The sequence below is a fragment of the Gimesia alba genome, from assembly GCF_007744675.1.
GTDB lineage: Bacteria > Planctomycetota > Planctomycetia > Planctomycetales > Planctomycetaceae > Gimesia > Gimesia alba.
The window spans coordinates 4445034-4456891 of sequence record NZ_CP036269.1; the positions used below are offsets into that span (position 1 = coordinate 4445034).

Genomic DNA, 11858 nt, shown 5'->3' on the forward strand with positions numbered 1-11858 from the left:
TATATCGTAGAGTCGTTTGATTCAACAGGTTAGGTCGACTCTCAAGCAAAGTATATTTTTTTCACATTTTTTGTCGCAATTTAACATTACCTGACGAATTGCCAGAGAAAGGGCCCATTCAACATCGATTCCCGAGCCCGACTCCTGAACATATCATTCGCATACAGAAAGAGTAAAACAATGGCTCATGTTCGATTCTCAATGAAATCTTGTTTCCTGCTGTGTCTGTTTATTTTCGCAATCGGATCAGGAGGCCTCACAACTGGAATTCATGCTCAGGAACGAAGTCGCGTCCAGGACGACTTGAAATCACTCAGCGACGAATTCGATGATGCAGCGACCATGAAACAATGGTTACGCATTTATCAGACAGAAAAAACCAACGCTGATCAACTGGAAAAATTCGACATCGCCCAGACCCGTCCCGGCTGGATGGTGATGATGCCTTACAGCAGCACCTGGTATATGGATTATCGTGGCGTGCTCGTCTACAAGCAGGTCAAAGGTGATTTCGTGGTCACCTCGAATATTCGTGTCGCCCGACGAGGCGGCGATGGTGCCCCGCGCAGCAATTATTCTCTGGCCGGACTGATGATTCGCACGCCACGCAATGTCACACCGCAAACCTGGCGACCGGGGGGTGAAAATTATATTTTTCTCTCACTCGGCTCTGCCAGACGCCCCGGAGTATTTCAGTTCGAAGTCAAAACGACGCTCAACAGTCGCTCGACACTGGCGGTGACTGATGCCGGCACTCCCACCGCTCTGATTCAAATCGCCCGCATCGGAAACGATTTTATTCTGTTGAAGAAAACACCCAGCGGCAGCTGGAACATACATCAACGTTACCGCCGCGCCGACATGCCTCAGGAATTACAGGTGGGTTTAACTGTATACACCGATTACAGCACGGCCTCCCGCATGCAGCCGGCACAACAAAATACACAGGTCATCAAAAACGGGCGCCCCGATCTGGTTGCAGGTTTCGACTTTGTCCGCTTCAACCGTCCCCAGGTTCCCAGTCGCCTGACAGGGAAAAGCTTTTCCAATCCCAACGAAGTCTCCGATGCAGATCTGCTGCAGTTTCTGGGTGACAAAGCCCATTAATAAAGAAGATTGCGTAACAATCAGACCTCATAAAACCAAGCCGCCCCTGTTTGCATTTGATTCGGCACCGGGTTTATAATCAGATCAAGCATCATGCTGGATTCATTCCGGTTTGAATCGCTGTTTTTATTTGATTGACCAGATACCCTAAGCGAATTGACGACAGGAGCCAGAGGGCATGCGTTTCACTTCCCGATTATTTTCGATTCTCGCCGGACTGGCGATCACTGTGCTCTCTGCTGACTCTGTATCCGCAGCCAAACCTACAGAAGGCGTGCTGGTCGAAGCAGAAAGTTTTGATCAGCATGGCGGCTGGAAGCTCGACACTCAGTTTATCGAGATCATGGGCTCTCCGTATCTGCTTGCTCACGGACTCGGACAACCTGTCAACGATGCCAAAACCACGGTTCAATTTCCTTCGACAGGAAAATACCGTGTCTTCGTTCGAACCAAGGACTGGGTCGCTCCCTGGAACGCTCCCGGAACACCCGGCCGTTTCCAATTAGCCATCGATGGCAAACCGCTCAAAGAAACGTTTGGGACCAAAGGTGCCAACTGGTTCTGGCACGATGGTGGTACGGTGGAAATCACAAAACCTGAAATCGAACTTTCGCTTCACGATTTAACCGGCTTCGAAGGCCGTTGTGATGCGATCCTGTTTACCAAAGACCTGTCCTACACTCCACCGAACGAGATGGCACCGATGGATCAATGGCGCAAAGCCATGCTGGGGCTTCCCGCGCAACCGGAAAAGACAAAACAGTATGACCTGGTTGTTGTAGGTGGCGGCTACGCCGGGTTGGGCGCGGCGATCTCAGCGGCTCGGATGGGTTGCAAAGTTGCGCTGGTTCAAAACCGCCCTGTTCTCGGCGGGAATGGGAGTTCGGAAGTGCGAGTCTGGGCCAAAGGCCTGGTACGGCGTGGAAAGCATCCGCACATTGGTGAAATCATCGCTGAATTTGCGGACTCGGCTACGGCTTCTCCCGGCACCTATGAAGAATTCGGCGACGACGTCAAAGAAGCAACCGTCCGGGCAGAGAAGAACATCGATTTATTTTTGAATACGCACGCTTACGCCGTCAAAAAAGAGGGCGACGCGATTCAGAGCGTGACCGCCTTCAATACCAAAACAGGCAAGCAAACCGAATTTCAGGGTGCCCTGTTTGCCGACTGCACCGGTCATGGGCAAATTGGATATCTCGCGGGTGCCGACTATTATACGCATGAAAAAGGCCACATGGGGATGAGCAATATGTGGACCTGGAAAGAAGCCGAAAACACACAAGCCTTCCCTGAAGTTCCCTGGGCACTCGACCTGACCATGGAAGACTTCCCTTATCCCAAACGTTTTCACGGCGAATGGTTCTGGGAAAGCGGCTTTGATAAAGATCCGATCAAAGATCTGGAATCGATGCGCGACTGGAACTTCCGAGCCGTCTATGGTGCCTGGAATGCAATGAAAAACAAAGACGGCAAAGACAAACACGGCAATGCCGTCTTAACCTGGATGGCCTATATCGGCGGACCACGCGAAAGCCGTATGTTACGAGGCGATGTAATTCTTCGCAGAAAAGACATCGTCAATAAAGTCGCTTTTCCCGATGGCTGCGTGCCCAGCACCTGGTCCATTGACTTACATTACCCCAAAAAACAATACATGAAAAAATATCCGGAAGATCCGTTTATTTCGCAGGCGGTCTTCGATCGTAGCGTCGACCGCAAACGCGGCTACCCTGTTCCCTATCGCTGTTTCTACTCGCGGAATGTCCCGAACCTGTTTATGGCGGGCCGCTGTGTCAGCGTGACACACGAAGCACTCGGAACCGTCCGCGTTATGAAAACCGGCGGCATGATGGGGGAAGTCGTCGGTAAGGCAGCTGCAATCTGCACAGAAAAGAAATGCAGCCCCCGCGCTGTCTATACCGACTATTACCAGGATCTCGACCGTTTGATGTCACTCAAAGGCGTCGAACGACGCGACACGATCGGCAGTGAATTTTATACTCCGAAAGACGCCAAACCTTTGCCCCCCGTGATTGGCGCTTATATCGACCCTGCCGCCCTGCCGGGGCTTGTCATTGACGATGAAAATAATAATGTCCAGTTCGTTGGTACATGGACCAAAGGCGAAGGCCTGAAAGGGTATATCGGCAATCATTATGTGTATCATGGTAGAGGGAAAAAGGCGGAAATCCACTTTAAGTTCCAGGTCGATAAACCCGGCAAATACGAAGTGCGACTGGCCTACGGTCATCACGAAAACCGGGCCACCAATACTCCGGTCACTGTTCGCTCTCCTCAAGAAACCAAAACAATTAAAATCAATCAGCGTATCAAACCACCGCTGCCAAACGGCTTTATTTCACTGGGAACATTTCAGTTTGAAAAAGGTCAGCCGATTGAAGTCATCATGTCCAATTCCGGCGTAGACGGCAATGTGCATGCAGATGCGATTCAGGTTCTGCCTGCTGAATAAATCAAAAACGGTTTCCGACTAAGCGACTGATCCAGAACAAGTAGTTCAGAATAGAGATGCCTCAAACAGAGTTCCGCTTTGTTTGAGGCGTTGAGAGAAGGATGACAGAGTTACCGCTAGTTCCCCTGCCTCCGAAATCACCGCGACCGGCAAGCCTTCTGAGATCAGTCTCGTTAAAAGTTTATCGCATTGTGGTTCTGGTCCTGATTGTCTTCCTGATCCGAGATTATTACGTCCGCAAACGCGTGCAAGGCGACGCGCCAATTCTGTTACATGAAGTCCAGGCGATTCTTCCCGCAGCAGATTCACTGCGCGTTGATCACTCGGCACGCAATGGTCTGTTTATTCTTAATCAGGAGCAGCAGACCATCGGTTATGCCGTTCGCACCTCGCCGATCTCTGATGAAATCATCGGCTACTGTGGCCCGTCAGATACCTTGATTGTGTTTGATCAAGCTACCGGAAACATCGCGGGGCTCTCCATACGCAGTAGTGGCGACACCACTTCGCACGTCAACGACGTCCGCAATGATCGTTACTACATGAGTTTGTGGCCCCAATATTCCTGGGACGATTTGACTCAACTCGATCTCCGTCAGGGCGAAATCGAAGGCGTCTCCGGAGCCACGATGACCAGCATGGGCATTGCCCATGCGATTGTGCATCGAATTCAATATTCCCAAAAACAGGCACAAGCGATTCCACCTTTTCAGTTCCAGGCCAACGATGCCGTTCTACTTCTGTTCGGCGTCGGAGCCGCATTGATTACCTTTACCCGTCTGAAACGCATGCACCGTTTGCGCTCCCTGTTTAAACTCTCCGCTTTCATTTATCTCGGCTTCGTAAGTGGCGACCTGCTGGCAGAATCCCTGTTCGCAGGCTGGGCAAAGTATACGATCCCCTGGCGACAACTGTCGGGGCTGGTTGCTCTGGCGGCGATTGCTGTTTTCGTCCCCTGGTCAACCCGCAGAAATCTTTACTGTCAAAGTATCTGCCCACATGGAACCGCGCAGGAATTTCTGGGAAAAATCGTTCCTGCCAAACGCAAATGGAAAATTCGAGCAGATGTCAAACGCGGCCTGCGCTGGATCCCCGTTTTATTACTGATTCTGATCCTCTGCATCATTTTTTTAGACTTGCCCATTGATCTGGCGGAACTGGAAGCCTTTGATGCGTATCTGCTTACTTCGGCTGGCATCGTCTCGATTTGGATTGCCGTCACCGGTCTGTTCGCGTCACTCTTCATCCCACAGGCATACTGCCACTATGGTTGCCCAACGGGGAGCATCTTTGAATTTGTTCGCTCACACGGCAGAGCAGATCGATTCGGAAAAAGCGATTTTGTAGCAGGTTTATTGTTGTTACTGGCATTTTTGTTGAATCAGTATGCCGAGATTCTCAAGCAGTACCTCCTCAACTAAGACAGGCATTACTTAAAGCGAATTGAAGAATCATCGTGAATTTGATGACGCAACAAAGCTTTACTTACCATATTCACGAGTTTTTGTGGCTTATATGGTTTTTTCAGGAAGTGCACAAATTCAGAGCCATCCATTTGATCGGAAATATCCGTTTCACTCAGGCCACTTGTCAGGATCACAGGAATATCAATCCCTTTTTCCTTGAGCAAATGATACGTCTCCACACCACTCAAGCCCGGCATGGTCATATCCAGCAGAATCACGCTGATTCCATCACGATTTTTCTCATAAACTTCGATGCCTTCACTGCCGGAATGAGCCACCATGACAGAAAAGCCAAAACGATTTAACACGTGATTGACTACATTGCAGACAGCTTTGTCATCATCAATCACCAACACATACCCCGCATCGGCAGGCACCACGGTATCGGCACTGCTGTCATTTTCAATCTTCTCTTCTGTATCAGTTGCCACGGGCAAAATCACGCGAAAACGAGAACCACGCTCTACTGCCGAATCGACTAACAACCCGCCATTATGCCCGCGAATGATTCCGGAAACCCCAGCCAGGCCCAGCCCGCGACCTGTAAATTTCGTGGTAAAAAACGGATCGAACATTTTGGACTGACAATCTTCATCCATCCCACTTCCGGTATCTTCGATTTCAAAATACACAAATTGACCGGGGTTGATATTCTCACAGAAGAAGTAGCTGGCACTGTTCTCCTGGTTCAATGAGATCATCCCGGTACGAATATGAATCACACCGGTTTCTTTTTGATTCTGAATTGCTTCGGACGCATTCGTCAGCAGGTTCAGTACCACCTGTTCAATCTGGCCCATATCACCGTGTACCAGCAATTTCTCATTTGATAATTCCAATACGATATCCGCATTGGGGGACACGATGGTCTTTAAGATCTCCACGGTTTCCTGAATGATTTGATTTAAATTGAAGGTCGTTGTCACGAACGTCCGTCGACCTGAATAGGCCAGGAGACGCTCGCAGATTTTTGTCGCATGCCGCGCGGCAATTTCAATATTCTTCACATTCTCTATGACGGGAGATTTGCCTGCCAGTTCCATCAGGGCCAGATTCGTATTCCCCAAAATTGCCAGCAGCAAATTATTGAAATCGTGTGCAATTCCCCCGGCAAGAACCCCCAGACTTTCCAGTTTCTGTGAATGCAGCATTTGCGAATGTAACTGGTCTTTTTCCTCTTCAATCTGAATGCGATCGGTTATATCACGAATGACCTGAATATAACCGGTAATTTGATTATCCGAACGCCGTAACGGAGTCACAATCGTCTCACCCTGAAACTGGGTTCCGTCCGCGCGCTGGTACTCAACGATAAACGGCTTCAACACCCGCGAATTGGGATAAGACACACGCAAAAACTCATCATCAAATTGATCGCCGGTTGTAATAATTTCCCGAATCGGCCTGCCCAATAGATCAGCCTCTTTACACCGGAAATGGATCTGAATCGATTCATTACACATCACAATGTTATGACTGCGGTCGGTCACAATCATCGCATCTGTCACCGAATGGAAAATTGTCTGCAATAAAATCCGTTGACGGTTTAATTGTTCGATTGTTTTCTTGCGAACGGTCACATCGATCGCCAGACCAATACAACCAATGATGACATCGTCTGAGTTTCGTAACGGCTCAATATGAATATCCAGAATCGTATTTTGTAACTGCTGCTCAAATCGGACAGACTCCCCTTTCAACGTCCGTTCATGCATGGCCACCATATTCTCGGATACATCGGGGACGTCCTGAAAATCAAAAATGGCCTGCCCCACCGGTTCATTAGGTTGAATCCCTAACTGGTTGAGCCCCGCACCGACAATCGACGTATACTGATTATTACAATCAGTCGTCCAGAGAATGGCTGGGATTTGATCCATAATGATCCGCAAACGCGCTTCATTTTCCAGGCGGATTTGCTGAGAACGTTTCAGATCGTCAATATCAAGGTGCGTTCCTGTGACCTGAAGTGGTGTCTGCTGGGGAGTGACGGCGGATATCTTTCCTCTCGTCAGAATCCATTTCCAGTCACCATTCTTATGCTTCATCCGAATTTCCGCTTCAAATGATGACGCATTTCCAGAAAGATAATCTTCCAGCAGCTTCATCGCAGAGGGCAAGTCTTCGGGATGCACCAGTTTTTTCCAGGCATCAAAAGTCGCCAGAAATTCGCCCGGTTGATACCCCAGCATCGCGTACCAGTGATCATCATAATTGACCTGCCCGGTTACCAGGTTGTAGTCCCACAACCCGATATCGGAACCACGTGCCGCCAGAGTCATCCGCAGTTCACTTTCCTGCAATTTCTTCTCAGCCTGTTCGCGGTTCAGCTCTGTCGCAGCCCGGAATGTATAGCTTTGAATGGCAGGAATTTCACACAAATTTTCATGAATCGGTCGATCGCTCAACAAAACCAGATGGCCTTGTACCTGTCCCATTCGATTGATCATCGGCAGACTGAAATAGGCTTCAAACCGATTGTCAACCAGAAATTTGTGATTGGGAAATAGTTTCGACACCCCACTATGAATCGCACAGGAATCAGCCCCAATTGCATTTTCACAAGGAGTTCCAGCGGGATCATATTCAAAATCAGGGATTAATTCTCCATTTATACAGGCACCGATGGTCTGAAGCTTTTTGATTTGTTGATTAAAGTATCGATGCTGAACCAGGACAACTCCCTTTAATTTAAGCGCGTCTGCCAGTTCCTTTACCAGACGTTTAAAAAACTCCTGACCGGTCACACCGCTGGTTGCATTCGACAGTAAATGCAGCAATCGCTCATTTTGTCTTTGTGCGGTGATATCATTAATCAGCCAGAGTTCCTGCTCTGTATTGTTCGGCAGAGTCACTTCACATAAATGCTGATGACTATCACCGCGCTTGAACCAGATCTCTGCATGCTGAGACTGTTCTTTTGATCTCGCAGTGGCTGGCATTCTAGTTTTCAATTGGAATAACTGTGACAGATTTTCCTGAAACACCTGAGAATGTTCTTCAGCCCCCCCCAGCAACTCATCGGCCCGCTCATTAATAAACAGTACGCCATCGTTACATAACACAACGCCGGAAGGAATGCTTTCGATGATTAATTTAATGGATGCCGTATTGGAATCCTGAGGAGCGGACTCTTTAAGCGAGTGCTTTACGTTTTGCGTAGAATCGATACGGAATTGTTTTATTTTCGTTCGGGATGAACTTAAATTAGATTCCATTCAAACTGACTCCCAGGTGGATCATCGATATGCAAACAACCAGACTATGTATTCGCCTCAAGAATTTGATTTGACATAGGTGCATATATGCTACAGGATTAGTGCATGGTTCGGTATCCCAAATACGGATTCCTGACGATTTGGCTCACAAAAATGCATCCGGGCCTCCTGCATTTTTGCCTGTTGATAAAGCCCACTGCAGTGCGGAAATCACAAAAGAACTTCGAACTGCAGGCAAGCCTCGAAAGCAACCAAAAAGCTTCCGGAGTTGATTTTCCTGAGTGGAAAAAACCCGGTCCTGTTTACCTTCGACCGTAAAGAGAGGCCTGAGCCGAGGTAACGTTTATTTATTAGTTCTGAGCGTGATTTTGTGGTCTATAGAGTGATCAATGTAAAAATTCACGGTGGCCGACAGTGTGCTGTTGCTCTTGCTTTGAGGGCTATGACCGCAATATATGCCCATTAGCCGCAGGGCATTAGCCCCGGTTAGCCGTCTTTGGTAAGGCCAGTTTGAATTAATTAACGCTACCTAAGACTACGTCCCCCTACAGCGTTGGCTTAGGGGCTTCGATCGCGTCATTGTCCGCCTTGGCATCGGGTACATACGGGTGCGTCTTCTGCCACTCTTTCCAGAATTTTGCTGCATGCGTGTGGCGCCAGAGTGCCAGGGCATTTCCCACGTGGCTGTAGAACGTATATTTTTGCAGGATTTCGTCTTCCGTGTGGCTGGTGGTATTGTTGATGATCCATTTCGCCGCTTTCACAATCTGCTCGTGAGGCGGATGGAGTTCCTTCGGCGCAATCGCCAGCCATTCCAGATGATGCCCTGTCGCGATCACATTTTTATACTCGGGAATCTCTTGTGGATTCGTCAATGCCGTTTTTCCATCCATCCAGTTCGCTGGCCAGTGACCATCCTCAAACTGGCACACGCTAATCAGATCACGCACACGTTCCAGATAACCATACGCATTGGCCCGCGCCCGATCAGATAGAATATCAAACTCGTCATCCAGGCGAATCAGCAACATCAGAGAATAGACGCGGTGCGTTCCCACACAAACACCATATTGTTTATCCCCGCGAATCAGTCGTTGTACAAGCTGATCGAACGAGACAGAACGCCCGTCGGTCGTCTTCCACTGTTTGACGGGAGGAATCCACAACCCAAAGGCCATTGCCGACCATTCCACTTCCCGTTCGTCCAAACGGAAATCACGCAATGACTGCTGAATCACATCGTTAATATCCATATCGCGCCTCGCAGGCGCAAAGACGGGTTCATCCAGATGAATGCCGGCCTCGGTCAGAGAAGCCAGCCAGTGATCATGGTGCACCGAGCCCCCCACCTGACTGCCCCAGCGAATCGAAATTCCTTCTGGTTCATCAATCAACAGCGGCGAAGCTTCATCGCCCCAGGAGGCCAGAAACCGGGCATGGTCGATCAGAAAATCACGCATTTCGATACCAGAGACAATACTCGGATCTTGAAACGTCGATTTGATACTCCACGTACGCAACGCATGCTCAACATGATTCGGCTTCATATGCTTCCGCGGAAACTTGGGCCGTACCTGCTTGAGCACAGCCGCCAGTTCTTCATCAGTCACGACCGAAGGATCATCGTACAATGGTGCCACCTGCAGCGGCACCTTGCGCTCAATTTTCACTTCCGGATATGTGACCTGATTGAGAAAAACCGTATTGAATGCCTGGCGTGAATCGCGCGACCCCATGGTATAGGCACCACAGAATGCAACCACAACCAGAACCTGTACCGCAATCAACGTTTTCGATGATAATTTGCGTGACTTCATAACTCTTCTCTTACACTAAATTTGAATGAGATCTACGACCGACAATCATTATTGAATCGGCTTATTTCTTAATAGCACCACCGAACGGCCATCTTTGTATCCCACACGCCATTCGCCATCGCGTTCTAATCGACGCATCAGATTATTTCGACGGGGTAAATCGAGCACCACCGTATTCACCCCATATCGCTGTAACAATTCTTCCGCATCACTGCTGAGATTGATGATCCGCAGATAATGATCCCAGACTTCGTACGGCAGCAAATGCACATGCGAATTCGCAAATACGGAAATATCATGGGGGCCATCCCACAATAAATAGTCGCCGAGCTCCATCGAGTTGAAGACCTGACCTTTGATATGTTTTTCTTTGAGATAATTCACGGCACCAATTGGCGTGGCGCTGGAAACACTCTTCGCAAAATCGACCTGCTTGCCGTGCAGGATTTGAGAACCGATCGGCGTAATCGCAAAACAGATCCAAATCACACCCACGGAAACAATCGTCCATTTCCCGGCATAGTGAATGGCATGTTCTTCATCCTGATCAGTCAATCGCTGCCGTTTCTGTCCCCAGATCGCCGCACCGTGCAATGCCAGATAATAGGCGGCAACCGGAGCCCACCAGATAATCATGCGCGAACTCCACAGAGCCGCGGTTCCCAGACCGACCAGGAGCAGCACTTCCGTCGTCGCAATCCGCCGCGGTGTGAACCGGCAGGCAATCACCAGCAGTAACGCGAGTACCGCTGCCGCTTTTCCCTGATACATGCGTAAGGTCAACGGATTCCACTCGATCAAATCTGACAAGTTCGGATTAGACGAAAATGAAAAGACTTCTGTATATAATTGCAATCCATAAGGATTGATCAGCACGGCCACCGCCGCGAGTTCCAGTAAGACGAAGAAGCGGCGCGTCACACTGTCCTGGAACATTGCTTTCCAGGCTCCTGACTTGCGACCCACATCAAAGGCGCGTCCCACCAGGAAACAGCCAATCAAACCCAGTCCCACAGGAAACGAACCATGCAGATTCGCCCATAATACGAAGAGAGCCGGGATCAGAAACCAATATGACTTTCGCCAATGTCGCGCATTCAGCAGTGTGAACAGCATCACAAAACAGAGTAAGCCTGCCAACTGCGGCCGCACGATTCCAATTTGCTTCCAGTCACATAAAATAAAACCGGCTACACCAACCAGGCTCCAGATAAAACTGTCTGTCCGTTTTTGCACACGATACAGCAATAGTCCCATGCAAGCGGTAATCGCAGCCGCATACAGAAATTTGATTCCTGCCACGCCGAACTGCTGAAATGTCTGAAATCCAAGCAACTGGCTCAACCAGGCCGTGTCGATAAAAGGAACACCCGAGGCAAGCGGAACGAGTGGCTCGAACGCAGGAATACTTCCGGTCTCCCAGATCAGTTTCCCATATGCCAGATGCCCCCAAATATCGGTATGCCACAAAGGGAGTGAGCTGAATAATAAAAATGAGAGCGAGAGGATACAAACTGAGAAGAAAGTAAACCGCGACAGACGCAGCGCTTCCGGAAAGCGATCGACGAGCACCGCATCTTCAGCAGACTCTTCACCAGGGTTCTCATTTGTAGATTCGTTTTGGTTTTCCAAAGCAGTAGCCATAATAAACAGATCGATATGAGAGGGAAGTCTAAAACATCATATGCTGTTTCACAGAGTCAAACGAGTGGGATCAAACGATTATCCCCTGTTTTTAGCTTGAATCAGAGCCTGTCTCATATTCCAAACCGTT

6 protein-coding genes are annotated in these 11858 nt (G+C 49.1%); 3 read left to right on the forward strand and 3 right to left on the reverse strand.

The genetic code is table 11. From position 1 onward, the window contains the following. Positions 1–180: 180 nt before the first annotated feature. From Pan241w_RS16440 to Pan241w_RS16450, 3 genes are all read left to right on the forward strand, one after another. Entirely contained in the window at positions 181–1107 is a 927-nt protein-coding gene (locus Pan241w_RS16440; protein WP_145217942.1) for a hypothetical protein, read from the forward strand. A gap of 178 nt (positions 1108–1285) precedes the next feature. Continuing rightward, on the forward strand, positions 1286–3583 hold the full coding sequence (locus Pan241w_RS16445; RefSeq protein WP_145217944.1) for an FAD-dependent oxidoreductase: 2298 nt from the start codon (positions 1286–1288) through the stop codon (positions 3581–3583). 101 nt (positions 3584–3684) lie between these two features. Next, on the forward strand, positions 3685–5004 hold the full coding sequence (locus Pan241w_RS16450; RefSeq protein ID WP_145217946.1) for an FMN-binding protein: 1320 nt from the start codon (positions 3685–3687) through the stop codon (positions 5002–5004). An 8-nt stretch (positions 5005–5012) separates the two neighbouring features. On the opposite strand, the gene Pan241w_RS16455 is transcribed toward Pan241w_RS16450, so the two are convergent. The 3 genes from Pan241w_RS16455 to Pan241w_RS16465 form a co-directional block, all read right to left on the reverse strand. Then, positions 5013–8267, reverse strand: a complete 3255-nt coding sequence (locus Pan241w_RS16455; protein ID WP_145217948.1) for a hybrid sensor histidine kinase/response regulator — start codon at positions 8265–8267, stop codon at positions 5013–5015. Positions 8268–8812: 545 nt separating this feature from the next. Continuing rightward, positions 8813–10084: a hypothetical protein gene (locus Pan241w_RS16460; protein ID WP_145217950.1), complete on the reverse strand. Its 1272-nt coding sequence runs from the start codon at positions 10082–10084 to the stop codon at positions 8813–8815. A 48-nt stretch (positions 10085–10132) separates the two neighbouring features. Continuing rightward, positions 10133–11728 carry a hypothetical protein gene (locus Pan241w_RS16465; protein ID WP_145217952.1) on the reverse strand — a complete coding sequence of 532 codons (1596 nt, stop codon included), beginning with the start codon at positions 11726–11728 and terminating at the stop codon, positions 10133–10135. Positions 11729–11858 lie beyond the last annotated feature (130 nt).

Bases quoted from the DNA above. Each gene is read 5' to 3' on its own strand.
- Pan241w_RS16465 (WP_145217952.1), bottom strand. From the start codon at position 11,728: ATGGCTACTGCTTTGGAAAACCAAAACGAATCTACAAATGAGAACCCT.
- Pan241w_RS16455 (WP_145217948.1), bottom strand. From the start codon at position 8,267: ATGGAATCTAATTTAAGTTCATCCCGAACGAAAATAAAACAATTCCGT.
- Pan241w_RS16440 (WP_145217942.1), top strand. From the start codon at position 181: ATGGCTCATGTTCGATTCTCAATGAAATCTTGTTTCCTGCTGTGTCTG.
- Pan241w_RS16450 (WP_145217946.1), top strand. From the start codon at position 3,685: ATGACAGAGTTACCGCTAGTTCCCCTGCCTCCGAAATCACCGCGACCG.
- Pan241w_RS16460 (WP_145217950.1), bottom strand. From the start codon at position 10,084: ATGAAGTCACGCAAATTATCATCGAAAACGTTGATTGCGGTACAGGTT.
- Pan241w_RS16445 (WP_145217944.1), top strand. From the start codon at position 1,286: ATGCGTTTCACTTCCCGATTATTTTCGATTCTCGCCGGACTGGCGATC.